Source organism: Luteimonas lutimaris, assembly GCF_039537065.1.
Lineage (GTDB): Bacteria > Pseudomonadota > Gammaproteobacteria > Xanthomonadales > Xanthomonadaceae > Luteimonas > Luteimonas lutimaris.
Window position 1 is genome coordinate 383,080 of sequence record NZ_BAAAZU010000004.1, and the last position, 25,530, is coordinate 408,609.

The following is a 25,530-nucleotide window of genomic DNA, read 5'->3' on the forward strand; positions in this document are numbered from 1 at the left end:
CGGGAAAGCTATCGCGACTTCCGTCGCTCCTACCAAGAGCCCATCAAGAGCTCGCGGCTGAAGCCGCTCCTACAGCGATGCCGGCGCGCTGGCGGCCTTCCGCCGCAGCAGCATCTCCAGCACCTTGCCCACCGCGGCGAATGCGAACGCGCCGGTGATGTGGGTCGCCGCGCCCAGTCCGGCGCCGCAGTCGAGCTTGAGCGCGGCGTCCGCACCCAGCTGCGGGCGCAGGCCACAGACGCTGCCGTCGGCCTGCGGGTAGCGCACGTTCTCGAGCGAGTACACCGCCGGCACGCTGAAGTAGCGCTTCGGCCCGGTCGGGAAGCGGAACTCGCTGCGCAGCTTGCGCCGGATCAGCGCCAGCATCGCGTCGTGTTCGGTCTTCGACAGGTCGCGCACCCGCACCAGGGTCGGATCGATGCGGCCGCCGGCCGAACCCACGGTCACGATCGGCTGCTTGCGTCGCCGGCACCAGGCGATCATCTCGACCTTGCTGCGGAAGCTGTCGCAGGCATCGAGCACAAGGTCGAAGCCCTCGCCGAGCAGGGACTCCATGTTCGAGGGCGTCAGGAAGCTGGCCACCGGGCGCACTTGCGCGAGCGGGCTGATCGCCCGGCAGCGCTCGGCCATCGCCTCGGCCTTGCCGCGGCCGTACTGGCCTTCGAGCGCCGGCAGCTGGCGATTGGTGTTGGACACGCACAGGTCGTCGGCATCGATCAGCGTCAGTGCGCCCACGCCGCTGCGCGCCAGCGCCTCCACGGCCCACGAGCCGACGCCGCCCAGACCGACGACCGCGACGCTGGACGCCGTGAGGCGTTCGAGCGCGCCGCGCCCGTAGAGCCGGTCGATGCCGGAGAAACGTTCCTGCCAGGCTTCATCCATCCGCGCAGTTTACCGGCGCCGGGCGCATGCTATCGTCGCCAAAGCCATCGAGGAGACCGCCATGTCGACGACGCCCGAAGCCAATCCCGCCACCCCCGGCAAGCCGTCCGCCGCCAGCCGCTACCTGTTCGTGTTGCTGGTCGGCCTGGTGATCGGCGCAGTCGCCGTGGTGATGATCCTGCGCACGCTCGAGGCGCGGAAGACCTGGCAGGACCGCTACCCGATCGCGACGATGGACCTGTTCCAGGCGCAGATGGCGCAGCTCAAGGCCAGCACCGAGGCCAACCGCTGCGGCGCCACCGACACGCTGCCCCGCCTGAAGACATTGCGCGCCCTGGCCGACGGCCTCGAGCCGGCGTTCGGCGACCTCGGCGAGGACACCCGCTTCAGCAAGCACGCCAGCGACATGCGCGCCGTGCTCGATGCCAGCCTGGCGTCGCCCCCGCTCAATTGCGAAGGGGTCAAGGCGACCGCCGGCAAGATCGGCGAGGCCTGCAAGGCCTGCCACCAGGACTTCCGCGGCTGAAGCCACGCCGGCACGTCGGCGCTTGCGCGTCGATATGAACCCGCACTGACAACGATCGCGCCGCCCGTCCGCGGCGCGCTGTAATTGACGGCCGGTTCATCGCCCGGCCCCTAGTGTTCACGCCGAAGGAGCCACGGCTCCGTTCCCCACGACAGGAGATCGGCATGAACATTCGTCTGCTTGGCGCCACAGCCCTCACCGCTGCGCTCGCGACCGCAGGTTGCGCCACCACTTCGCCCGGCTACGGCGGCGGGTACAGCAGCGCGCCATCGTCCTACGGCAACACCACCTGCCGCGAGTGCGGCACGGTGACGCGCATCGAGACCGTCGCCCGCGGCCAGAACGTGCCCAATGCCACCGGCGCGGTGCTGGGCGGCATCGTCGGCGCGGTCGCCGGCCACGAGATCTCGGACAAGACCGGCGGCAGCAAGGGCAACCAGAACATCGCCGCCGCCGCGGGCGCGGTGGGCGGCGCGGTCGCCGGCAATGCGATCCAGAACAGGGTGCAGGAAGGCACGACCTATCGCGTCACCGTGCGGATGGAGGACGGCAACCTGCGGACGGTGCAGCAGAGCGATCTCGCCGGCATCCGCGAAGGTTCGTACGTGCAGATCAGCGGTGGCCGCGCCGCGCTGCGCTGAGCCACACATCGGCACATCCGGATACTGAAAGGCCCGCCACCCGGCGGGCCTTTTCCGTTCGGGCGGCGTTCGGGCGCTGCGGTGCCGATCCGGCACGTCATGCCACGCTTCACGGCGACATGGACAAACGCGGCGAAGGCAAGCGAACCCGGCATTTGTAATGTAAAAATGCACTTGCGCGCGCGCCGGGAAGGCTCCCGAAACCGGCGCCGCATCCGTCCCGACACGCACCAGCAACCGGGCCCGCGCGCCCCAGGAAAAGCCGATGGACCTGCATGTTCTGTGGTACCTGCTCGCCGCGCTGATGGTCGTCGTCGGCCTGGCCGGCATCATCCTGCCGGCCCTGCCGGGACTTCCGCTGGTGTTCGCCGGCATGCTGCTGGCGGCATGGACCGACGGCTTCGAACGCGTCGAGTGGTGGTGGCTGGTGATCCTGGGCGCGTTGACCGCGCTGTCGCTGCTGGTCGACTTCTGGGCGACCGCCGCCGGCGCGAAGCGCGTGGGGGCGAGCCGCAAGGCCGTGATCGGTGCCGTGGTCGGGACGGTCGTCGGCCTGTTCATCATTCCGCCATTCGGCCTGTTCATCGGCCCCTTCGCGGGCGCACTGCTCGGCGAACTCTGGCACGGGCGCGGTATCGACCGTGCCCGCGTCGGCCAGGCGACGAAGGTCGGCTTCGGTACCTGGATGGGCATCGTGTTCGGCATCGTGCTCAAGCTCGGACTGGCGTGCACGATGTTCGTGCTGTTCGCCTGGGCCTGGTACGCCTGAAGCACGCGACCGATACACTTCACCGTGACACCGCACGCCGGATGAGCCGACACCCGTGACACGCCCGAACCACCTGAGAGCCCTGCCTGTCCTGCTCGCCTGCCTGCTGCTGGCCGTGGCCATGCCGGTCGCCCTTGCACAGCCGCAGGCCACGCCCGCGACGGCGGATGCCGGCGAGGCGGCCGACGGGTCGCCGCCCACCGATGCCAGCGCCAACCGCCAGCTGCAGACCCGGCTGGGCAGCGACGAGGACCTGAAGGACGTCACCGCGCGCGTCGACGACGGGGTTGCCGAACTGGACGGCACGCTGCTGCAACCCACACACAAGGCGGAGGCCGCCGAGATCGCGACCGAGACACCGGGCGTGTCGACCGTCGTCAACAACGTGGAGGTCGACGACAGCCTGCGCTCGCATTTCAACGCCGCCTACCGGCAGATGACGGCCAAGCTGGTCACGATCGCCGCGCGCGGTCCGCTGCTGCTGGTGGCGATCCTGATCGTGATCCTGGCGGCGTGGATCGGCGGGCTGCTGTCGCGCAACCTGCGGATCCTGCGCCTGCGCACCGACAACCCCTACATGGACGGGCTGATCCGGCGCTCGGTGCGGATCATCGTGACCCTGCTCGGCTTGGTGATGGCGCTCAACCTGCTCGGGCTGTCGGCGATGGTCGGCGCGGTGCTCGGCTCGGCCGGCGTGGTCGGCCTGGCGCTGGGCTTCGCCTTCAAGGATATCGCCGAGAACTACATCGCCGGCGTGCTGCTGAGCGTGCGCAAGCCGTTCTCACCGGGCGAGCAGATCCGCGTCGACACCTACGAGGGCAAGGTCGTGGCCCTGACCTCGCGCGCCACGCTGCTGATGACCTCCGAGGGCAACCAGCTGCAGCTGCCCAACGCGCTGGTGTTCAAGTCGGTGCTGCTGAATTATTCGAAGAATCCCAGGCGGCGTTTCGATTTCAAGGTCACCATCGATCCCGCGAATTCGATCCACCAGGCGCAGACGCTGGCACTGGAGGCGTATTCCAGCATCGCCGGCGTGCTCGACGATCCGGCGCCGTCATGGACGGTGGTGCAGAACGCGCCGGGCGGTATCGAGCTGCAGTTCTTCGGCTGGGTGGACCAGCGCAGCAGCGACCTGGGCAAGGTCCGCGGCGAGGCGATCCGGCTGGTCAAGGCGGCCTACACGGGCGCCGGCATCCGGTCGCCGCGCACGGTCTACCACGTGGTGACGTCGCGCGAAGCCGAGCAACCGGCCGCAACCGCGGCGGACACCACCGAGCCGCTCCACGGCACGCACGTGGACACGTCGGTCAACCGCGATCTAGACGAGCAGCTCGCCGAGGCTCAGCGCTCGGACGCGGCCGCCGGCGGCAACATGCTCGAACACGACAAGACCCCGGACCAGGACACGCCATGACGCCACACCGCCGCATGCCACCGGCCTCGATCGCGCTGCTTTCCCTCGGGCTGGCCGCACCCGTGTTCGCGCAGTCGGCAGACACTGCGCCGACCCGGGCCAGCATCGACGCCTGCACCCTGGTCGAGATCGACGCCGACCGGCTGGCCTGCTACGACCGCGCCGCCGGACGCAGCGCGGCCGATCCGGCGCGCGCCGACGCCGCCGCGGCGCTTGCGCGCGAAAACCGCGAAGCCGCCAGCGAAGCCGAAGCCGCCGCCGCGACGCGCGGCGAGCGCGCGCGCAGCGCCGCCAGCGACCTGTTCGCCTCCGAACCCGACGACGCACTCGCCAACGCCGGCAAGGGCTCGCTGCTCGACAGCCGCTGGGAGCTGGCCAAGGACTCCAAGCTCGGCACCTTCAATTTCCGCGCCTACAAGCCGGTTTACCTGCTGCCGGTGTTCTGGAGCAGCGACCAGAACGAGCTGCCCCACTCGCCCAACCCGCGCAACACTGCGACCGAACCGATGGCCCTCGACGCGATCGAGACGAAGTTCCAGATCAGCTTCAAGACCAAGGCCTGGGAAAACCTGTTCGGCAACAACGGCGACATCTGGATGGGCTACACCCAGAGCTCGCGCTGGCAGGTCTACAACGGCGAACAGTCGCGGCCGTTCCGCGAAACCAACTACGAGCCGGAGGTCCTGCTGGTCTTCCGCAACAACTATCAGCTGGGCGGCTGGAAAGGTCGGATGGCCGCGGTCGGCATCAACCACCAGTCCAACGGCCGCGCCGACCCGCTGTCGCGCAGCTGGAACCGGGTGATGTTCAACGTCGGGCTGGACCGCGAGAACTGGGCGGTGATGCTGCGTCCGTGGATCCGCATCTCCGACGGCAACGACGACGACAACCCGGACATCGAGGACTACATGGGCCGCGGCGACATGACCATCGTGCACACTATCGGCAAGCACGAACTGTCGCTGATGGCCCGGCATTCGCTGCGCGGCGGCGACCGCTCGCACGGCGCGGTCGGCTTCGACTGGGGTTTCCCGATCCACAACTCGCTGCGCGGGCACTTGCAGGTGTTCGACGGTTATGGCGAGAGCCTGATCGACTACAACCACCGGTCGACGTATATCGGGCTGGGGATCTCGCTGCTGGAGTGGTTCTGAGGCAGCAGTTTCGCGGGCTCGCCCCGCAGGATCGACGGAAGTTGCGACCAGGGTCGGGGTCCGTCTCCCTGAGATATGCGCAGGGTCGCGACTTCCGTCGCTCCTACGAAAGGCAGATACGAAGACAGATGTGGAATTCCAGGGGCCAGCCTAGCGCGAGCTGCGCCAGCGCCGGTGCTCCACCATCAGGCATTCGTCCTGCACCACGTCGATGCCGGCGGCCAGCAGGCGCGCGGCGAAGTCGTCGTGGCGGATGCCGGTCTGCATCCACACCAGCCGCGGGCGTGCCGCGATGAGGTCGTCCAGGTGCGGCAGCAGGTCGTCCGGCTTGCGGAACACGTCGACCACGTCCACCCGCCCCGGGATCTCGGCCACCGTGCGATACACCCGCCGGCCGAGGATCTCGGCCACGTCCGGGTAATACACCGGCACCGGCACGATCTCGTAGCCGGCGCGGTGCAGGTAGGCGGGGACGATGTGCGCGGGCCGGTCGGCGCGCGATTCGGGCTTGATGCCGAGCACGGCGATGCGCCGCAGCCGCGGCAGCAGGCGGTCGAAGGCGATGTGGTCGCGGATCAGGCTGCCCGGCATGCGTCGTGTCCCGTCGTCGTTCCCGTCGACATGGTGGCGATCACCGGTCGATCAAGCGGCGGCGGGGAAACCGGACACCCCGGCCACGCGAACCGTGCCGCCGTTCGCGCTTCCGATCGGTCAGCCCTCGACCACCACCGGGATGCGCCCGATCCGCGACTGCCACTCGCGCGGCCCGGTCTTGTGCACCGACTCGCCGCCCGAATCCACCGCCACGGTCACCGGCATGTCCTGCACGGTGAACTCGTAGATCGCCTCCATGCCCAGGTCCTCGAAGGCGACCACGCGCGCGGCCTTGATCGCCTTCGAGACCAGGTACGCAGCGCCGCCGACCGCCATCAGGTAGACCGACCTGTGCTTGCGGATCGCCTCGATCGCCGCATCGCCGCGCTCGGCCTTGCCGACCATGCCCAGCAGGCCGGTCTGCGACAGCACCTGTTCGGTGAACTTGTCCATGCGCGTGGCGGTGGTCGGGCCGGCGGGGCCGACGGCCTCGTCGCGCACCGGATCAACCGGGCCGACGTAATAGATGAAGCGGCCGTTGAAGTCGACCGGCAATTGCTCGCCCTTGTCGAGCATGTCGACCATGCGCTTGTGCGCGGCGTCGCGACCGGTGAGCAGCTTTCCGTTGAGCAGCAGGGTCTCGCCGGGCTTGAAGCTGGCGACTTCCTCGCGGGTGACCGTATCAAGATCGACGCGACGCGCGTTGCTCGGGTTGTAGGTCAGCTTCGGCCAGTCCTCCAGCGAAGGCGGGTCCAGCATCACCGGGCCGCTGCCGTCGAGCGTGAAGTGCGCGTGGCGCGTGGCCGCGCAGTTGGGGATCATCGCCACCGGCAGGTTGGCCGCGTGGGTCGGGTAGTCGCGGATCTTGATGTCGAGCACGGTGGTCAGCCCGCCCAGTCCCTGCGCGCCGATGCCCAGCGCATTGACCTTGTCGAACAGTTCCAGCCGCAGTTCCTCCAGCCGGTTCGACGGCCCGCGCGCCTTGAGGTCGACGATGTCGATCGGCTCCATCAGCGACTCCTTGGCCAGCAGCATCGCCTTCTCCGCGGTGCCGCCGATGCCGATGCCGAGCATGCCCGGCGGGCACCAGCCCGCGCCCATGGTCGGGACGGTCCTGAGCACCCAGTCGACGATCGAGTCCGACGGGTTGAGCATCGCGAACTTCGACTTGGCCTCCGAACCGCCGCCCTTGGCCGCGACGATCACGTCGACGGTGTTGCCCGGCACCACCTTGACGTTCACCACGCCCGGCGTGTTGTCGCCGGTGTTCCTGCGGCGCCCGGCCGGGTCGGCCAGCACCGAGGCGCGCAGCTTGTTGTCGGGATGGCGATAGGCACGGCGGATCCCTTCGTTGGCCATGTCCTCGACGCCCATCGTGGCGTCGTCCCAGCGCACGTCCATGCCGATCTGCAGGAACACGGTGACGATGCCGGTGTCCTGGCAGATCGGCCGGTGGCCCTCGGCGCACATGCGCGAGTTGATCAGGATCTGCGCGATCGCGTCCTTGGCCGCCGGACTTTCCTCGCGCTCCCAGGCTGCCGAGAGGTTCCGGATGTAGTCCACCGGGTGGTAGTAGCTGATGTACTGCAGGGCGTCCGCGACGGACTGGATGAGGTCTTCCTGCTTGATCGAAACCGGACGGCTGGTGCTCACTGCGGGCTCGCGAAGGCTGGCGAAAACAGCCGCTGATTTTAGCCCACGGCAGGCCGGCAAGGCCCCGCGCGGGCGCCCATCGACGCAGATGAACGCCCCGCCCGTGGAACACTGGATTCCGGCGCGGACAGCCGTGCGTACGCCTGTCCGGGACCGGGCCGCTTAAACCCACCGCCTCCGCAGCGCATCCCAAGGACTATGCTGACCACCATCGTGACCGCCCTGATGCCCGCATCCGCACCGGCCGTGGACGACGACCACGCCCTCGTGCGTGCCAGCCTCGACGGCGACATGGCCGCCTTCGAGGCCCTGTACCGCCGCCACGCCGGCCGCGTGCACGGGGTGATCACGCGCCTGCTCGGACGCCACGGCCAGCGCGCGGAGGACCTGACCCAGGAAGCCTTCGTCCGCGCCTGGCAGGCGCTGGGGTCGTACCGCTTCGAAAGCGCCTTCGGCACCTGGCTGCACCGGCTGGCGGCCAATACCGCGCTGATGGAGCTGCGCCGGCACCGCGGCGACCCGGCGATGGAGGACGAAGAGCGCCTGGACCGCATCGGACGCCCCGATTCGGCCGGGCACACTACCGCGCTGGCGATGGACCTGGAACGCGCCGTCGCCACCCTGCCGCCGCGCGCCCGCGCGGTACTGGTGCTGTATGACGTGGAAGGCTGGACCCACGAGGAAATCGCCAACGAACTCGACATGGCCGTCGGCACCTCCAAGGCACAGCTGCACCGCGCACGCGGGCTGCTGCGCGACCGCCTGGAGGCGCATGCCGGCACCCATGCATTCGGAGATCGCGCATGAACATCGACAACGACCGCCTGCGCCTGCCCGACGACCTCCGCGACTCGCTGCGCGCCCTGCGCCGCGACGCAGCGCCGGAACACGACCTGTGGCCGGGCATCCGTGCACGCATCGAACAGGCGCGTCCCGCGCACTCCCCGGCCCCGGCCGCCACCGCGACGCCGCTTCCCACCCGCATCCACGGCGGCCAGCGCCGCCGCCCGCGCAGGCTCGCCGCGCTGGCCACGGCGGCGTCGCTCGCCGCCGTGCTCGCCATCGGCTGGAGCGTGTTGATGGCGCCGCCGGCGCAGTCCCCGCAGACCGCAGCCGGCGTGATCCTGCGCGAAGCCAGCCACATGACCCGCGAGTACCGCACCGCCTGGCGTGCGTTCGATGCCCGCCGCCCGGCTGGCGTCGATACCAGCGCGCTGCGCGAGATCGACCGCAGCGCCGCCGCCGTGCGCGCGGCGCTGCGCCAGGATCCGGATTCGCGCTACCTGCTCGACCGCCTGCAAAGCCTTTACGCGCTGCGCCTGGACCTCTCGCGCCGCCTGTCCACGCTTCCGACCTGATCAATGGAGTCTCCCATGACCATCCGCTTCCGCATCCTCCTGCCGCTGCTGCTGGCCCTCCTGCCCGCCGCGGCGCTGGCCTCCACGCCGATCAACGAGACCCGCCCGCTCGATGCCGACGGCAAGGTCGAGATCTCCAACGTCAAGGGCCGCATCGAAGTGCGCACCTGGGACAAGCCGCAGGTGCGCATCGGCGGCAGCCTCGGCCGCGGTGTGGAAAAGCTGGAAATCGGCGACGGCGGCCGCTCGCTGAAGATCAAGGTGCGTTACCCGCGCAACAGCCGCAACACCGAACCGACCAGCCTGGTGATCGACGTGCCGACGCGGGCCAGCCTCGACATCGACGGCGTGGCCGCGCGGATCAGCGTAACCGGCACCGCCGGCCGCGAGCTGGAGATCGACAGCGTCAGCGGCGACGTCACCGTCGCCGGCGCGCCGCGCCAGGCCGACATCGAAAGCGTCAGCGGCGACCTGCACCTGACCCTCAACAGCGACGACGTGGAGGTGCAGTCGGTCAGCGGCACGATCACCCTGCGCGGACGCCTGAAGGGCGAGATCGAGGCCGAGACCGTCTCCGGCAACATCACCGTCGACAGCCGCGGCGAGCGCGTGCGCCGGCTCAGCAGCAACACCGTGTCGGGCAACGCCACCCTGCAGGTGGGGCTCGCCGACGGCGGCCAGGTCAAGGCCGAATCGGTGAGCGGCAACATCAAGGTCGTCACCCCGCGTGCACTGTCGGCCAACGTCCACGGCGAGAGCTTCAGCGGCCACCTGCGCGCGCCGGGCGTGAGCATCGACAAGCCGCGCTACGGGCCGGGTTCGAGCTTCGAGCACCGCTACGGCAGCGGCAGCGGCGAGATCCACCTGGAAACCTTCTCCGGGTCCGTGGAGTTGCTGCTGCAGTAGCCGCGACCGTCCGGCCACCCGTCTCCACGCCCGCCGCCCGGCGGGCGTGGCATTCTGTGGACTGCACCACGTACGGACGCACCACATGTCGTCACCGCCCTGGCTCGGCCGCAGGCACGAAGCACCCGTCCTGAACCTGCGCGAGCGCTTCGCGGCGCTGCGCAACCTGCCGCCCTACCTGCGCGACATCTGGCGCACCAGTCCGCTGCTCGCCTGCTCCAGCCTCGTACTGCGCCTGGCGCGCGCGCTACTGCCGATCGCCACCCTGTACGTGGGCAAACTGATCGTCGACGAGGTGGTCCGCCTGGTCGGCCTGGGCGCCGGCACCCAGGGCTTCGCCGACATGTGGAACGCCGGCGCGCTCGACCACCTGCTCGCGCTGCTGGCGGCGGAATTCGCGCTGGCGGTGGCCTCGGACATCCTCGGCCGCATCGTCGGCATGGTCGACTCGCTGCTCTCGGAGCTGTACTCCAACGCGACCAGCGTGCGGCTGATGGAACACGCCGCCTCGCTGGACCTGGAGGACTTCGAGGACGCCGACCTGCAGGACAAGCTAGACCGCGCCCGCCGCCAGGTGTCCGGGCGCAGCTCGCTGATGTCGCAGCTGCTCGGGCAGGCGCAGGACATCGTCACCATCGTCAGCTTCGCCGTCGGCCTGCTGGTGTACGCACCGTGGCTGATCGCACTGCTGCTGGTGGCACTGGTGCCGGCGTTCATCGGCGAGATGCACTTCAATGCCCGCAGCTACGCGGTCAACTTCCGCGCCACGCCGGAGCGGCGCGAGCTGGACTACGTGCGCCAGACTGGCGCCAGCGCCACCTCGGCCAAGGAGATCAAGAGCTTCGGCCTCAACGGCTTCCTGATCGAGCGCTACCGCACACTGGCCTGGTCGATCTATCTGGCCAACCGCCGCATCGCGCTGGGCCGCGCCGGCTGGGGCGGGCTGTTCACCACCATCGGCACGGTCGGCTACTACACCGCGTATGCCTATATCGCCTGGCGCACGGTGCACGGCGAGTTCACCATCGGCGACCTGACCTTCCTGTCGTCGTCGTTCCGGCGCCTGCGCAACCTGCTCGAAGGCCTGCTGTCGAGCTTCTCCACCGTCGCCGGGCAGGCACTGTACCTGGACGACCTGTTCTCGTTCTTCGACATCAAGCCCGAGATCCTCTCGCCCGCCAACCCGCGGCCGTTCCCCTACCCGATCCGCGAAGGCTTCGTGTTCGAGGACGTGGGCTTCCGCTATCCCGGTGCCGAGCGCTGGGCGGTGCGCAACCTCAGCTTCACCCTGCACGCGGGCGAAGTGCTGGCGCTGGTCGGCGAGAACGGCGCCGGCAAGACCACGCTGGTCAAGCTGCTCTCGCGGCTGTACGACCCCGACGAGGGCCGCATCCTGCTCGACGGCCATCCGCTGGCCGACTACGACCTGGACGAACTGCGCGCCAACACCGGCGTGATCTTCCAGGACTTCGTGCGCTACTTCATGAGCGCCTCGGACAACATCGCGGTCGGCCGCATCGACGCGCGTGACGACCACGACCGCATCACCGACGCCGCCCACCGCGCGATGGCCGACGAGGTCGTCGCGCGCCTGCCCGCCGGCTACGACCAGATGCTGGGCAAGCTGTTCAAGGAAGGCGTCGACCTGTCCGGTGGCGAATGGCAGAAGATTGCCATCGCCCGCGCCTACATGCGCGACGCGCAGCTGCTGATCCTCGACGAACCCACTGCGGCACTGGATGCGCGCAGCGAGTTCGAGGTGTTCCAGCGCTTCAAGGAGCTGTCCGAAGGCAAGTCCGCGGTGCTGATCTCGCACCGCTTCTCCAGCGTGCGCATGGCCGACCGCATCCTCGTCCTCGACCAGGGCCGCATCGAAGCCAGCGGCACCCATGAGGAGCTGATGGCCCAGGACGGGCGCTATGCGGAGCTGTTCGAGCTGCAGGCGGCTGGCTACCGCTGAAGTGAAAGGCGCTTCCCTCCACTGAGATGTCTTCGCCCCCGGAGGGAGGTTGCATCGGTTCGAAGGCCGGGCGCGGGTGCGTACAAGAAGAAACTCGTCTTCCACGCAAGCCTGCGATCCGATGCCCCACTGCGGCCGGCGGGCCTTTGGGGGAAATAAAGGAGGAGGCATTCGCCGCAGGCGGATGCCGGGGGACATTCCCCCAAAAAAGGCCCGCCGGTCGCAGTGGGGCCCGTCAGGTCGCGACATGGCCTACGACCGGGCAATCAGCTGAAATCACTTCGCCCGAATGGGCAAAGAGCCAAATGAAATCCCCATTGACGCGCAGCGGGTTACGCTGCCGCGATGGATAACCCGCAGCCGCTCCCCGAACCCGCCGCCGCGCCGCCGGCAGCCGCCACCGGCATCGCCCGCACCGCCCAGATCCTGCAGTTCCTGCTCAAGTACCGCAGCGCGGGCGTGTTCACCGGCCTGGACCTGGACGACGTCGAAGTCGACGACGCCGAATCGCTGCCCACCGACGGCAAGCCGGAAGAATTCGTCGACGACCTCGAAGCGCTTGGCCCCACCTTCATCAAGATCGGCCAGGCCCTCTCCACCCGCGCCGACATGGTGCCGGCGCCCTACCTGGTCGCGCTGGAGCGGATGCAGGACAACGTCGCCGCGCTGCCCTTCGACGACATCCGCGAAGTCGTCGAGAACGAGCTCGGCGTGCGCCTGAACAAGGCATTCGCCGAATTCGACGAGCAGCCGCTGGGCTGCGCATCGCTGGCGCAGGTCCACCGCGCCACCCTGCGCGACGGCCGGCTGGTCGCGGTCAAGGTGCAGCGGCCGGGCATCGTCGAGACCATGCGCAGCGACCTCGACGCCCTCGCCCAGCTCGCCGGCGGCGCCGACCGCATGACCGACATCGGCCGGCGCCTGCGCTTTTCCGACTGGGTGCAGGAATTCCGCCGCACCCTGCTGGCCGAACTCGACTACCAGGCCGAAGCGGAAAACCTCGAACGTTTCGGCGAACATTTGCGCGCCTACCCCGAGCTGCTCGTCCCCGCCCCGGTGTGGGACCTGACCGCCAGGCGCGTACTGACGATGGAACTGGTGCAGGGCACCAAGGTCACGGAAATTTCAGGGTTGCGCCGCACCGAGCACGACATGTCGGGGCTGGCCTCGGCGCTCATGCGCGGCTACCTCGACCAGGTGTTCGTGCACGGCGAAATCCACGCCGACCCGCACCCGGGCAACCTGCTGGTGGCCGACGATGGCCGGCTGGCGCTGTTCGACCTCGGCATGGTCGCGCACGTGCCGCCCAAGCAGCGCGAACGCCTGCTCAAGCTGCTGTTCGCCGCGGTCGACGGCCGCGGCGAGGAAGTCGCCTACGAAGCCATCGCCATGGGCACCCGGCTGGAGGATTTCGACGAGCCGCGCTTCCTGCGCGAGATCGGGCAGATGGTGGCCACCTATGCTGCGCGCGCCGGCGCGAGTTCGCTGTCCGAGGGGCGGCTGATGCTCGACCTGGTCGGCAGGTCCACCGCCTGCGGCCTGCGCACGCCGCCCGAGCTGAGCCTGCTGGGCAAGACCCTGCTCAACCTCGAACAGGTCGCCAACGCGCTCGACCCGGACCTCGACGTCAAGGCCGTGGTCGAGCACCACCTCGAACACGTGATGCGCGAGCGGCTGAAGAAGGCGCTGTCGCCCTCGAACCTGGCCAGCGAGCTGATCGAAGTGCAGGCGCTGCTGCGCGAGGCGCCGCGCAAGGTATCCGACGTGCTCTCGCTGCTGGCCGAGAACCGCATGCAGGTGCGCATGACCGGGCTGGAAGAGTCGCACCTGATGGAGAACCTGCAGAAGATCGCCAACCGCGTCAGCGCCGCACTGGTCACCGCGGCGCTGATCGTGGCGTCGGCGATGATGATGCGGATCGAAACCGATACCCGCCTGCTCGGCTACCCCGCGGTCGCGCTGGTGCTGTTCGTCATCGGCGCCGGGCTCGGTGTTTCCATCGTGGCCAGCGCCCTGGCCGGCGACCGCAAGGCACGCCCGCGCGAGGAACGCGGCCCGCGCTGACCGGGCCGCGGAAGCATTCAGCGCAACGCAGCGTCCCCGGCGCGCTTGACCCGGATCAACACAGCGCACGACCGATGGGCGATCATGGCGCCGGCAGGCCACGATCGTTCGCGGCGACGGAACAGACGCACGGACGTGGCATCCATGCCGTCCCGACCCTTCGTTCCGGAGTAGCACCATGAACATCCTGCTCGCCATCGACGGAAGCAGCGCCAGCGATCGCGCCGCCAGGTACGTCGTCCAGCTGGCCAGCCAGCTTTCGCAGCCACCGACGCTGGCCCTGGTCAATGTCTCGGCACCGCTGCTGCCACAGGCAGTGCGCAAGCTCGGCCGCAAGTCGACCGCCGAGTACTACGCCAGCAACAGCGAGCACGCCGTGCGCAAGGCGCGCCGCATCCTCGAGCGCGCGGGCCTCGCCCACGAGGAATTCTTCCCGGTCGGCGATGCCGCAGCCGAAATCACCCGCCTGGCCGACAAGCACGATGTCGACCTGGTCGTGATGGGCTCCCGCGGCCAGACCGCCCTGCGCAGCCTGATCCTGGGCTCGGTGGCGACCCGGGTGCTGGCGCTGTCGAAGGTGCCGCTGACCGTGATCCGCTGAGCGTCACGGTTTTTCCAGGGGGCCGGTTTCCGCCGCACTGCCCGGGCGTCACGACGTCAGACGCCGCCGCGCATCGCGGGGCCGCATCTGGAATCGAATGCAGGCCCGCTCGCGCTACCCGAACAACGCGCCCTGGCCTTCGCCGGGCACGGGATAGCGCAGCACGCCGTCGACCATCCGCGCATCCGGGTTCAATTCGTGCCCGGTCGACTTGCCCGGGCCCATCAGGTGGCGGACGGTCCAGCCGCGCGCAGTGAAGTCGTCTGAAATCAGGCGCCGGTGGCAGCGCCACCACACCGCCTCGGCGCACATCACCGCCACCCGCCGTTCGCCCGCAAGCCGCATCAGCCGCTCGCGCGCCAGGGCGAACTCGGGTTCGGCCATGTAATCGGCGTAGCCGCGGAAGGCCGCCACCCGCCAGGCGCCGTTGGGCGAATCCGGCCGCGGATTGCGCCGGCCGCCGAACTCCGGCATCGGCAGGTATTCGATCCCCGCTTCGGCCAGCGCCGGCGCCATCGCCAGCGGCGAGAACTGCGGATTGCGCCGCGAACCGGCGAAGCGGCGCACGTCCACCAGCACCTCGATGCCCGCTTCGCGCAGCATGCCGGCGAACTCTTCCCACTCGCGCGTGGAATGGCCGATGGTCCAGAGGGTGCCTGCAGACGGTTCCATTCCCGCATTGTGCCGCTGCGGTGATGCACGCGATGTCGCTGCGTTGCGTCGTGCTCCGACGCACGCCGGAGCCGCAACGCACGCGGCTCCGGTGCCCTGCGCTACTGCGGCAACGCGTACGCGATCACGTAGTCACCCGCCGGCGTTTCCATGAAGTGATGCCCGCCGGCCATGATCACCAGGTACTGGCGGCCGCCGGCCTCGTACACCATCGGATTGGCCTGCCCGCCCGCCGGCAGCACGTCCTTCCACACCGTCTCGCCGGTGTCGATGTCGATCGCGCGGATCAGGTTGTCGGTGGCCGCGGCGATGAACACCAGGCCGCCAGCGGTGACCACCGATCCACCGTTGTTGGGCGTGCCGATCTCGATCGGCAGGTGCGAGGGAATCCCGAAAGGCCCGTTCGCCCGCGCCGAACCGAACGGGCGATCCCACAGCATCTTGCCCGTCGCCAGCTCGATCGCGCGGATGCCGCCGTAGGGCGGCTGCTTGCACAGCAGCCCGGTCGGCATGCGCCAGCCGGCGTTGACGTTGATCGCGTACGGCGTGCCCTGCTGCGGATCACCCGCGCCCTCCGCGCCACCCATGTCGCCGCGCACCTCATCGCGCGGCGCCCAGCCGAGCCTGTCGGCCTCGGCGCGCGGCACCAGTATGTTGTAGTTCGGCATGTCGTTGTAGTTGGCGACGATGATGCCGCGCACCGGGTCCACCGCGATGCCGCCCCAGTCCGAACCGCCGTTGTAGCCGGGGTATTCGATCGAATGCCGGTCCGCGGTCGGCGGTGTGTAGAAGCCGTCGTAGCTGGCCTTGCGGAACTGGATCCGGCAGGCCATCTGGTCGATCGGCGACACGCCCCACATGTCGCGCTCGGTCAGGTCGTCCTTGCGCCGCAGCGTGTGGTACTTCGAATACGGCTGCGTCGGCGAGCGCTCCTGCGGCTCGACGCCGCCGCCGGGCACCTTCATTTCCCCGACCTCGACCAGCGGCTTGCCGGTGCGGCGGTCGAGCACGTACAGATCGCCCTGCTTGCTCGGCAGCACCAGCGCCGGGACGTTGCCGCCGGCGGCGGGGAAGTCGACCAGGGTCGCGGTCGAGCCCAGGTCGTAGTCCCACACGTCCTTGCGCACGGTCTGGAAGTGCCAGGCCGGCTTGCCGGTGGCAACGTCCAGCGCGACCAGCGAGGTGGCGTACTTGTTCTCTTCCGGCCGCCGCAGTCCGCTCCAGTAGTCGGCGGCGGAGTTGCCCATCGGCAGGTAGACCAGGCCGAGCTGCTCGTCGCCCGACGCCGTGGTCCACATGTTCGGCGTGCCGCGGCTGAAGGTTTCCCCGGCCGGCGGCAGTCCGGTGCGGTCCGGCCGCATCATGTCCCAGGCCCAGCGCAGTTCGCCGGTGACCGCGTCGAAGCCCTGGATCACGCCCGAAGGCGCCCAGCGGCGCTGACCGTCGAGCACCTGGTGCCCGGTGACCACCACGCCGCGCACGATGACCGGTGCGGAGGTGATCGACACCATGCCCGGCGACACGTCGCCCATGCCGACGGTGATGTCGACCTGGCCGTTGTCGCCGAAGTCCGTGCACGGCTGGCCGGTGCGCGCGTCGACCGCGACCAGTCGCGCGTCGAGCGTGCCCTCGATGATGCGCGTTGCACAGGCCGCGCCTTCGGCAATCGCGACGGGAGCCGCGACGGCCGGTGACGCGGCGGCATCGCCCGCCGCGGCTGTCGCTGCGGCCGCTGCATCCGTCGTCGCCGGTTCCGCGGCATCGCTGTCACCCTCGGCAGCAGCCCCGGCAGCCGGCGCGGCAGCAGCGATGCGCGCGTCGAAATAGGCCACGCCGCGGCAGGCCGCCGTGTAGGGAATGGCCTCGTCCGGCACCTTCGGATCGAACCGCCAGCGCTCCTTGCCCGTGACCGCGTCGAGCGAGATCAGCACGTTGCGCGCCGAGCACAGGTACAGCGCGTCGCCGATCTTCAGCGGCGTGGTTTCCGCGCCCCAGCGCTTGTCGGGCACGTCGCCGGTCCGGTAGGTCCAGGCGCGTTCAAGCTTGCCGACGTTGCCGCGATCGATCTGCGCCAGCGGGGAATAGCGCTCGGCCGCATTGCTGTGTCCGTAGGCGGGCCAGTCGCCCTGCGCCGGCGCGCTCGCCGGCTGGATCCCCGCCGTGGTCGTGGCGGGCGCCGTGGCCGCTGCCGCCGGCCCGGGCTTGCCGGCCTCGATCACCCCGTGCGGCACGAACGCCAGCGCGAACGCCACCACGAAGACCAGCGCCATCAGCCCCGCCAGCCCGCGCGACCAGCCGCGCGAACGCCAGCCATCCAGGCGCGGCGCCAACAGCGCCACGAAGAAGGCGAGCACCACCATCAGGCCGAAGCGCGGGATCCAGCGCCAGTACGACAGCCCGGACTCCCAGATCGTCCATCCCAGCGTGCCCACGAAGACCGCCGCGAACCACCATGCCCCCGACACCCGTCCGCGCATCAGCTGCACGCCGGACACCCCCAGGCCGATGCCCGCCAGCAGGTAGTACCAGCTGCCGCCAAGGCTGGCCAGGTAGCCGCCGCCCACCGCCAGCACCAGGCCGATCAGCAGGATGATCGCTCCCAGCAACAGCAGCGGCCAGCCGCCCCTGCGCTGATGGTTTCCGTGGTGGATCGTGGACATGTCCCCTCCTCCCTCGTACCGGCATCGCGCCGGAGAACCGGAATGACGACCCCCTGGATGCTACGCCGCGCTCCTGCGGCGACGTGGACGGGACCTTCACGATGCGCGGCAACGCGGGCAATGCCGGCACATGCCGGCGCGACCGGTCAGTCGAACGCCTTGCGCGCGCGCAGCCCGACCGTCCAGCCGCGCCCCGGCGCCGGTTCGTAGTAGCGGCCGTTGCCATCGTTGACGATCACCGAACCCACGTAGTCCCGGTCGAACAGATTGTCGATGCGCGCGTAGCCGCGCCACTGCAGGCCGAATGCGTCGAAACGGCGTTCGGCGGCAAGCGAGAACACTGCGTAGGCGGGGGCGCTTTCCGCGCTGTCGTCGGCTACGTATACGCGGCCGGAAAAACGCCCGTCCAACACCACGTCGGTCGCGCTGCCCGCGGCCCAGCGCAGCTCCGCCCACGCGGCGTGGCGCGACAGGCCGGGGATGCGGTCACCGGCCTCCACCAGCGGCGCGGCGTCGCAGCCGGCGGCGGCGCAGGGGGAAAAGTCACTGGCGTGGCGCGCGTCGAGGAAGGTGTACGCGCCCGCGTAATGCCAGCGCGGCGACAGCGCGCCCGAAACCGAGAATTCGGCGCCGCGGCGGCGGGTGGTTCCCGCATTGGCGTACACGCTGCGCCCGCCCTCGTTGGCCACGACCACGACTTCGCCACGCGTGCGGCTGTCGAACAGCGCAGCCGAGTAGTCGACCCCCGCGCTGCGCCCGCGTACGCCCACTTCGCGGTTGCGGCTGCGCGCGGCGCGCAGGCCGTTGAGGCCGCCGGCGCCGTCGCGGCGGTAGGCCAGCTCGGAGAACGTCGGCGTCTCAAAGCCGCCGCCGGCGTTGGCGTAGACGCTGACGGTCGGCGTGGCGCGGAACAGCACGCCGGCCACCGGCGAACTGCGCGAATACCGCAGCCGTCCGCTGTCGTCGGGATTGTCGGCGGTGACATAGCGGTCGTCGGAAGCGAAGCGCACCAGGCTGTGGCGCACGCCCAGGTTGATGCGCCAGCGCCCGGCCGGTTGCCAGTCCGCCTGCGCATAGGCGTCGCGGCCGCTGACGCGGTTGTCCTCGTCGCGGCGCAGCGCGCCGAACACACCGTGGCGGTCGCCGATGAAGTTCTCGTAGCCGCGACGACGCTCGTCGGACACGCCGTATTCCGCGCCCGCGACCAGCGAGAACGGACGACCCAGAAGCTGCGTGGTCCAGCGCCAGCGCAGGTCGGCGCCGCCGTACTCGCGGTCCAGCGCGATCGCACCGCCACCCTGGCGCGGATCGGCCTGCACGAACACCGGGATCGACAGCATCTGCGTGGTTTCGCGCGTGCCGCCGAAGGCCGTCAGCTCCAGCGCATGGCGCGCCGACAGCGGGTGTTCGAGATGCACGCCGGCCTGGTCCTGGCGCACCGTCTTGCGCGTATCGAATTCCAGCGCGCCGGCGCTGGCCGCGCGCCGGTCGCCACGCAGCTGGGCCGCGGTGAGCCCCTGCGGGTCGTCCGCGCGCAGGTCGTGCGAATCGAGCAGCACGCGGTAGCGGCCGCCATCGCCGAAGCCGCCCTTGAGCACCGCCTGCCCGGTCACCTGTCGCGAGGCACCGTGGTCGCGGAAGCCGTCGTCGTCCACGCGCACCCCGTCGACCAGTATCCCGCCGTCGCGGTCGCCGCTCCACGGCGCGTGCCAGGACAGCGTCGCGCGTCGCAGTCCGTCGCTGCCCGCGTCCAGGCCAGCCGAAAATTGCGGCGTGTCCGGCGGATCGGCGCTGAACACCGAGATCACGCCGCCCGACGAATTGCCGTACAGCGCCGAGAACGGCCCGCGCAGCACCTCGATGCGGCCGGCCGATTCGAGCATGAAATGCGAGACCTGGCCCTGCCCGTCGGGCATCGTCGCCGGGATGCCGTCGCTGTACAGGCGCACGCCGCGGATGCCAAAGGTGGAACGCGCGCCGAAGCCGCGGATCGACACCTGCAGCCCCTGCGCCTGGTTCTGCCGCTCGCGCGCAACCACGCCGGGCACGCGCTGCAGCGGCCCGGACAGGCCCAGCGCCGGCCGCGCGCGGTGCAGGTCTGCCGCGTCCACCACGTCCACCGCTGCCGGCACCAGCAGCGCGTCATCGGGCTGGCGGGTGGCGGTGACGACGATGCGGTCGAGTTCGGTCGCGGTGCCCGCCGCGCCCGCCGCGCCGTCGGCCGCTGCTGCAGGCGCGCCGCAGGCCAGGCCCAGCGTGACCGCCAGTGCGGTTCGCGCCGGGCATGCCGCAGGCAGGAGGTGGCGCAGGCTCCCGTGGTGATCCATGCAAGGCATGGCGCCCAGTATGGATGGCCCGCCGCGCGATGCCAGCAGGCGTGTCACCGCAGCCTTCCCCACGTCGCCACCGCGCGCGCGCTGGCATCCCGACCCCCGGCGCAACCACGCGAACGGGGCAAGCTACGCCCGCCGGACGCGATGATCCCGGCGCGACGGCCCGTTCCACGCCAGTCCCGCCGCCGCATCGGCTAAAATGGGCGCTTCGCAGTCACCCCCCTCCCCGCATGTCCTCCGCATTTGGCACCGAGACGGTGCTGGATGTCCGTCACTGGACGGACGACTACTTCAGCTTCACCACCACCCGCGACGACGGTTTCCGCTTCGACAACGGCCAGTTCGTGATGATCGGGCTGGAAGTGGACGGCCGCCCGCTGCTGCGTGCGTATTCCATCGCCAGCGCCAACTGGGAGGAGCAGCTGGAGTTCTTCAGCATCAAGGTACCCAACGGCCCGCTGACCTCGCGGCTGAAGGACATCCAGCCCGGCGATCCCGTGCTGATCGGCCGCAAGCCCACCGGCACCCTGCTGATCCACGACCTGCACCCCGGCCGCAACCTCTACCTGCTGGGCACCGGCACCGGCCTTGCGCCGTGGCTGGCAGTGGTCAAGGACCCGGAGACCTACGAGCGCTTCGAACGCGTCGTGCTGTGCCACGGCGTGCGCAGCGCAGGCGACCTGGCCTATCACGACTACATCGTCAACGAACTGCCGCGGCACGAGTTCCTCGGCGAACAGATCGCCGAAAAACTCCTCTACTACCCGGCGGTTTCGCGCGAGGACTTCTCCTTCGACGGCCGCGACCAGCGCGGCCGCCTCACCACCCTGATGGACAGCGGCCGCATGGCCGCCGACCTCGGCCTGGACGCGCTCGACGGCGAACACGACCGCGCCATGATCTGCGGCAGCCCGCAGATGCTGGCCGACTTCCGCGCCCTGCTCGATGGCCGCGGCTTCACCGCCGCGCCCCGCATCGGCGTGCCCGGGCAGTACGTGTTCGAGCGCGCCTTCGTCGAGAAGTAGCCGGCGGCCGCAACAGTCGCTAGTCCTCGCCGCGCTCCCCGTAGCGCAGCCACACCTCCGCCAGCGTCTCGTTCTCGAACACCCGCGCCTCGATCCCGGAATCGCGGGCGAAGATCTCGCAGAACTCGACCTCCCCCAACCCCAGCGGCTTGACGTGGGCGATGCGCAGCTTCTCCAACCCTTCGCCGTGCATGCTCGTCACCAGGCGCAGCCATTCGGCCTCGGTCAGCGGCGTGCCCTTCAGGCGATCGACCAGCAGCAGCGTGCGGGCATCATGCCTGCGCGCCCAGCCGGCGATCTCGCGCCAGTAGGCCACCGTCGCCGCCATGCACGACGTGCCTTCGACCTCCGCGCGCATGCCGTCGCCGTGCGGCGTGATCCTGATGGTGTAGTCGGTCTTCATCGCAGCGGCGCCTCAGCCCAGCGCCTGTTCGATGTCATCGCGCAGGGATTCTGGCGTGTCCGTCGGCGCGTAGCGAGCGATGACCTGCCCGCCGCGGCCGACCAGGAACTTGCTGAAGTTCCACTTGATCGCGGCGATCCCCAGCGCACCGCGCTTCTGCGACTTCAGCCACGTCCACAGCGGGTGTGCGCCGTCGCCGTTGACCTCGACCTTGGCGAACATCGGGAAATCCACCCCGTACTCCAGCGAGCAGAAACCGCGGATCTCCGCTTCGTCGCCGGGTTCCTGGTGGCCGAACTGGTCGCAGGGGAAGCCGAGCACGACCAGTCCGCGGTCGCGGTAGTCCTGCCAGAGCTGCTGCAAACCCGCGTACTGCGGGGTGAACCCGCAGCGCGAGGCCACGTTGACGACCAGCAGTACCTTGCCCGCGTACGCGGACAGCGGGCACTCGCGTCCCTCGATGTCGACCGCCGAAAAATCAAAGGCGCTGGCCATGGCGTACGTTCTCCTTCACGTGGTGCCCATCACACCGTGCAGACCGGCAATTGGCAAGCCCCGGCGGGCCGGACACGGCATCCTTCCCCTCAATCTCCAGCACGCAAACGGCCGTGAAATACGGCCGGTATTGAAGTAGCGGCCGGCGGAGTGGCCGGACCACGCATGCGCCGACAGCATCCCCGCCCTTTGAAGCGACGAAGCATCTCGCCCCTGGAAGACAGGAACGGACCTTGTCTTCCGACGGGTCGGCGAGGAGCAACAGCTCCGTGGGGCGCGACCGCCGCTGGAACTTTCCGGATCAACAGCAATATCCCAGGTTCTTCCACGATGCTTTCCTGCCAAAGTTCCGGGTCGCTCCTCATCACGTCTGTCTCGACGGCCGGCGGTTGGAACCAGGCCGGCCGGAGAAGCGGGTTCGGCCTGGATGAGGTGTCAGGTTGCGGTGAGATCGAGCGAATACAACGCCTGATCAATGTAGCCTCGTTCCTTCTTGACTCCGCGTGGCTCCATTCCATGGAGCTGGAAGCCACGGGATTCGTACAAGCGGCGGGCAGCGGCATTGTCTGCAAGAACCGCCAGAACCAGGGATTCGATTCCGGCAGCGCGGGCATCTTCGATGAGGTGACGCAGCAGGCGGGATCCAATCTGTTGCCCGCGCAGCGCCTTCTTTACGTAAACGCTCCGCACCTCTGCCACATGTCGCCTGGCGCTGCGTTTGAACCGGACAAAGCGCATGAAGCCGACAATTTCTTCGCCGGCAAAGGCGCCCACGTACCGGATGTTCTCGTCCTCAAGCTCGGATTCGACGTCTGACAACGGCGTGTCGGAAACCTCGTGATAGGCAGCCAAGAACGAATCCGGCGATTCCTTGAGCCCGAAAAGCCTGCAGCTTCGCAGCAGCCGTGCATCGTCCTTTTCAAGTTTGCGGATGAGCATGCGCGAAGATTGCTACGGCGTGGGCCCCGGAAGCAATGGAACCCGGTCGCGTCCGACACGGGAAGCGCCGGAAACCGGCACGGCGCCGTCAAGGCCGATGAAGCCACGGCGGCGCCAGGAACGACATTGTCCGCGACTATTGCTGCACCGCAATATGCACCAGCCCCAGACCCGTCTTTCGGAACAGCGGGACGGTAACGGAACAACGCGCGTCGCGTGCCTTTCGTCACGGGTCGCGCGGATGGGCGATCCGTTAGGCTTCAGGGTTCCATTCGACGAGGAAGACCCGATGAAGCACCCGCTCGCCGCTGCGCTGGCCGTTGCACTGGCCATGGCCGCGCCCGCCTACGCCCAGGATTCCGCCATGCCCGAGACCGCCACCGCCGCAGCCCCTGCCGGCCCGTTCGCCGCACCGAGCCCGCTGCCGCTGCATTACCCGCAGTTCGACAGGATCAAGGACAGCGATTTCGGCCCGGCCTTCGACCGCGGCATGGCCGAACACCTGGCCGAGGTGCGCGCGATCGCCGACAACCCGGAGCCGGCGACGTTCGACAACACCATCATCGCGCTGGAGAAGTCCGGCCAGCTGCTGGACCGCGCCACGTCGGTGTTCTTCAACCTGGTGGGCACCGACACCAACGATGCGCGCGAGAAGCTGCGCGCCGACTACGCGCCGAAGTTCTCCGCGCACCGTGATGCGATCGGGCTGGACCCGGCGCTGTTCGCGCGCATCAAGTCGCTGTACGAGCAGCGCGACTCGCTGGGCCTGGACGCGCAGGGACAGCGCCTGGTCGAGCGCTACTACACCGATTTCGTCCGCGGCGGCGCCAACCTGTCCGAATCCGACAAGGCGCACCTGAAGGACATCAACGGCGAGCTGGCCAGGCTCGGCACGCAGTTCAGCCAGAACGTGCTGGCAGAGGTCAACGACTCGGCCGTGGTCGTCGACGACAAGTCCGAGCTGGACGGGCTGACCGACGAGCAGATCGAAACCGCCGCCGACAAGGCCAGGGAGCGCGGGCTGGACGGCAAGTACGTCATCACCCTGCTCAACACCACCGGCCAGCCGCCGCTGTCGCAGTTGACCAACCGCGCGCTGCGCCAGCGCATCCACGAGGCGTCGGTCAGCCGCAACAGCCGCGGCAACAAGTTCGACAACACCGCGATCGTCTCGCAGGTGCTCAAGCTGCGCGCCGAGAAGGCGAAGATGCTGGGCTTCGACACCTACGCCGCCTACGTGCTCGACGACGAGACCGCCAAGACCCCGGCCGCCGTCAACGAGATGCTGGGCAAGCTCGCGCCGGCCGCCGTGGCCAACGCGAAGAAGGAAGCCGCCGATCTGCAGGCGATGATCGACCAGGAGCAGGCCGCCAGGGGCGAACCGACGTTCAAGCTGGAGCCGTGGGACTGGGCCTTCTACACCGAGAAGGTACGGCAGGCGAAGTACGACTTCGACGAATCGCAGCTCAAGCCCTACTTCGAGATGAAGAACGTGCTGGAGAACGGCGTGTTCTACGCCGCCAACCAGCTGTACGGGATCAGCTTCAAGGAGCGCACCGACCTGCCGAAGTACCACCCGGACACGTTCACCTACGACGTGTTCGACAAGGACGGCTCGCAGCTGGCGATCTTCATCTTCGACCCGTATGCGCGCGCGTCCAAGCGCGGCGGCGCGTGGATGAACAGCTACGTGAGCCAGTCCGACCTGATGGACACGCAGCCTGTGGTCGCCAACCACCTCAACATCCCCAAGCCGGGCGACGGCAAGCCGACGCTGCTGACCTGGGACGAGGTGACCACGGCGTTCCACGAGTTCGGCCATGCGCTGCACGGGATGTTCTCGAACGTGAAGTACCCGTACTTCAGCGGCACCAGCGTGCCACGTGACTTCGTTGAGTTCCCGTCGCAGGTCAACGAGATGTGGGCCGACTGGCCGTCGGTCCTGGCCAACTACGCCAAGCACTACCAGACCGGCGAACCGATGCCGCAGGCGCTGCTGGACAAGGTGCTGGCGAGCCAGAAGTTCAACCAGGGCTTCGCGACGACCGAATACCTGGGCGCGGCGATGCTGGACCAGAGCTACCACCAGCTGCCGGCGTCGCAGATCCCGGATGCCGGGTCGATCATGGACTTCGAGGCCAGGGCGCTGGCGAAGGACGGCATCGACTACGCGCCGGTCCCGCCACGCTACCGCACGCCCTACTTCAGCCACATCATGGGCGGCTACGCGGCCGGCTACTACGCCTACATCTGGTCCGAGGTGCTGGACGCGAACACGGTGCAGTGGATCGAGGCCAACGGCGGCCTGAAGCGCGAGAACGGCGACCGTTTCCGCGAGACCCTGCTCTCGCGCGGCGGCAGCAAGGATGCCTCGCAGCTGTTCGTGGACTTTACCGGCCACGGGCCGGACATCCAGCCGCTGCTGGTCAAGCGTGGGCTGGCGGAAGCGCCGGCCGACGGGGAATCGGACGACTGAGGAAA

At 69.3% G+C, this 25,530-nt stretch carries 22 protein-coding genes; 13 read left to right on the plus strand and 9 right to left on the minus strand.

Annotated features, from left to right (window positions below; all coding sequences use genetic code 11):
- Positions 1–69: 69 nt before the first annotated feature.
- On the minus strand, positions 70–882 hold the full coding sequence (locus ABD679_RS05895; protein WP_344759018.1) for a tRNA threonylcarbamoyladenosine dehydratase: 813 nt from the start codon (positions 880–882) through the stop codon (positions 70–72).
- A gap of 61 nt (positions 883–943) precedes the next feature.
- On the opposite strand from ABD679_RS05895, the gene ABD679_RS05900 reads away from it, so the two are divergent.
- The 5 genes from ABD679_RS05900 (at position 944) to ABD679_RS05920 (ending at position 5,386) form a co-directional block, all read left to right on the plus strand.
- Entirely contained in the window at positions 944–1,408 is a 465-nt protein-coding gene (locus ABD679_RS05900; RefSeq protein WP_344759019.1) for a hypothetical protein, read from the plus strand.
- 164 nt (positions 1,409–1,572) lie between these two features.
- The gene (locus tag ABD679_RS05905; RefSeq protein ID WP_344759020.1) at positions 1,573–2,049 is read left to right on the plus strand and encodes a glycine zipper 2TM domain-containing protein; all 477 of its coding nucleotides are present in this window, start codon (positions 1,573–1,575) and stop codon (positions 2,047–2,049) included.
- A gap of 265 nt (positions 2,050–2,314) precedes the next feature.
- Complete coding sequence (locus tag ABD679_RS05910) at positions 2,315–2,818, plus strand: DUF456 domain-containing protein (protein ID WP_344759021.1); 504 nt, start codon at positions 2,315–2,317, stop codon at positions 2,816–2,818.
- Between the two features lie 55 nt (positions 2,819–2,873).
- Positions 2,874–4,232, plus strand: a complete 1,359-nt coding sequence (locus tag ABD679_RS05915; RefSeq protein ID WP_344759022.1) for a mechanosensitive ion channel domain-containing protein — start codon at positions 2,874–2,876, stop codon at positions 4,230–4,232.
- On the plus strand, positions 4,229–5,386 hold the full coding sequence (locus ABD679_RS05920) for a phospholipase A (RefSeq protein WP_344759023.1): 1,158 nt from the start codon (positions 4,229–4,231) through the stop codon (positions 5,384–5,386). Before ABD679_RS05915 ends, ABD679_RS05920 begins: the two co-directional genes overlap by 4 nt.
- A 150-nt stretch (positions 5,387–5,536) precedes the next feature.
- On the opposite strand, the gene ABD679_RS05925 is transcribed toward ABD679_RS05920, so the two are convergent.
- Together ABD679_RS05925 and ABD679_RS05930 are read right to left on the minus strand one after the other, a co-directional pair.
- Positions 5,537–5,977: a CoA-binding protein gene (locus tag ABD679_RS05925; RefSeq protein WP_344759024.1), complete on the minus strand. Its 441-nt coding sequence runs from the start codon at positions 5,975–5,977 to the stop codon at positions 5,537–5,539.
- A gap of 120 nt (positions 5,978–6,097) precedes the next feature.
- The gene (locus ABD679_RS05930; protein ID WP_344759025.1) at positions 6,098–7,633 is read right to left on the minus strand and encodes a fumarate hydratase; all 1,536 of its coding nucleotides are present in this window, start codon (positions 7,631–7,633) and stop codon (positions 6,098–6,100) included.
- A gap of 198 nt (positions 7,634–7,831) precedes the next feature.
- On the opposite strand from ABD679_RS05930, the gene ABD679_RS05935 reads away from it, so the two are divergent.
- The 6 genes from ABD679_RS05935 (at position 7,832) to ABD679_RS05960 (ending at position 14,522) form a co-directional block, all read left to right on the plus strand.
- Positions 7,832–8,440, plus strand: a complete 609-nt coding sequence (locus ABD679_RS05935) for an RNA polymerase sigma factor (RefSeq protein ID WP_344759026.1) — start codon at positions 7,832–7,834, stop codon at positions 8,438–8,440.
- Entirely contained in the window at positions 8,437–8,991 is a 555-nt protein-coding gene (locus ABD679_RS05940) for a hypothetical protein (protein WP_344759027.1), read from the plus strand. The genes ABD679_RS05935 and ABD679_RS05940 overlap by 4 nt, the downstream gene beginning before the upstream one ends.
- Positions 8,992–9,006: 15 nt before the next feature.
- A complete protein-coding gene (locus ABD679_RS05945) occupies positions 9,007–9,897 on the plus strand; it encodes a DUF4097 family beta strand repeat-containing protein (RefSeq protein ID WP_344759028.1) in 891 nt (296 codons plus the stop codon).
- Between the two features lie 85 nt (positions 9,898–9,982).
- On the plus strand, positions 9,983–11,857 hold the full coding sequence (locus ABD679_RS05950) for an ABC transporter ATP-binding protein (RefSeq protein ID WP_344759029.1): 1,875 nt from the start codon (positions 9,983–9,985) through the stop codon (positions 11,855–11,857).
- Between the two features lie 345 nt (positions 11,858–12,202).
- Positions 12,203–13,921 carry an ABC1 kinase family protein gene (locus tag ABD679_RS05955; RefSeq protein WP_344759030.1) on the plus strand — a complete coding sequence of 573 codons (1,719 nt, stop codon included), beginning with the start codon at positions 12,203–12,205 and terminating at the stop codon, positions 13,919–13,921.
- A gap of 178 nt (positions 13,922–14,099) precedes the next feature.
- A complete protein-coding gene (locus tag ABD679_RS05960) occupies positions 14,100–14,522 on the plus strand; it encodes a universal stress protein (RefSeq protein WP_344759031.1) in 423 nt (140 codons plus the stop codon).
- Positions 14,523–14,636: 114 nt separating this feature from the next.
- Here ABD679_RS05960 and ABD679_RS05965 read toward each other — a convergent pair whose 3' ends face one another.
- The 3 genes from ABD679_RS05965 to ABD679_RS05975 all read right to left on the minus strand — a co-directional run bounded on the left by ABD679_RS05965 (position 14,637) and on the right by ABD679_RS05975 (position 20,181).
- Positions 14,637–15,194 (minus strand): DUF488 domain-containing protein, encoded by a 558-nt coding sequence (locus tag ABD679_RS05965; RefSeq protein WP_344759032.1) that lies wholly within the window; start codon positions 15,192–15,194, stop codon positions 14,637–14,639.
- A gap of 101 nt (positions 15,195–15,295) precedes the next feature.
- Positions 15,296–17,854 (minus strand): membrane-bound PQQ-dependent dehydrogenase, glucose/quinate/shikimate family, encoded by a 2,559-nt coding sequence (locus tag ABD679_RS05970; RefSeq protein WP_344759033.1) that lies wholly within the window; start codon positions 17,852–17,854, stop codon positions 15,296–15,298.
- A 146-nt stretch (positions 17,855–18,000) separates the two neighbouring features.
- Positions 18,001–20,181: a TonB-dependent receptor family protein gene (locus ABD679_RS05975; RefSeq protein ID WP_344759034.1), complete on the minus strand. Its 2,181-nt coding sequence runs from the start codon at positions 20,179–20,181 to the stop codon at positions 18,001–18,003.
- Positions 20,182–20,417: 236 nt separating this feature from the next.
- Between ABD679_RS05975 and ABD679_RS05980 the strand changes: the two genes are divergently transcribed.
- Positions 20,418–21,212, plus strand: a complete 795-nt coding sequence (locus tag ABD679_RS05980; protein ID WP_344759035.1) for a ferredoxin--NADP reductase — start codon at positions 20,418–20,420, stop codon at positions 21,210–21,212.
- 19 nt (positions 21,213–21,231) lie between these two features.
- Here the strand turns inward: ABD679_RS05980 and ABD679_RS05985 are convergent, their stop codons facing one another.
- The 3 genes from ABD679_RS05985 to ABD679_RS05995 all read right to left on the minus strand — a co-directional run bounded on the left by ABD679_RS05985 (position 21,232) and on the right by ABD679_RS05995 (position 23,049).
- Positions 21,232–21,615: a hypothetical protein gene (locus tag ABD679_RS05985; RefSeq protein WP_344759036.1), complete on the minus strand. Its 384-nt coding sequence runs from the start codon at positions 21,613–21,615 to the stop codon at positions 21,232–21,234.
- A 12-nt stretch (positions 21,616–21,627) separates the two neighbouring features.
- Entirely contained in the window at positions 21,628–22,110 is a 483-nt protein-coding gene (locus tag ABD679_RS05990) for a glutathione peroxidase (protein WP_344759037.1), read from the minus strand.
- Positions 22,111–22,545: 435 nt separating this feature from the next.
- Entirely contained in the window at positions 22,546–23,049 is a 504-nt protein-coding gene (locus ABD679_RS05995; RefSeq protein ID WP_344759038.1) for a GNAT family N-acetyltransferase, read from the minus strand.
- A 289-nt stretch (positions 23,050–23,338) separates the two neighbouring features.
- Here ABD679_RS05995 and ABD679_RS06000 point away from each other — a divergent pair, with 289 nt between their 5' ends.
- A complete protein-coding gene (locus ABD679_RS06000; protein WP_344759039.1) occupies positions 23,339–25,525 on the plus strand; it encodes a M3 family metallopeptidase in 2,187 nt (728 codons plus the stop codon).
- The last annotated feature ends 5 nt before the right edge of the window (positions 25,526–25,530 follow it).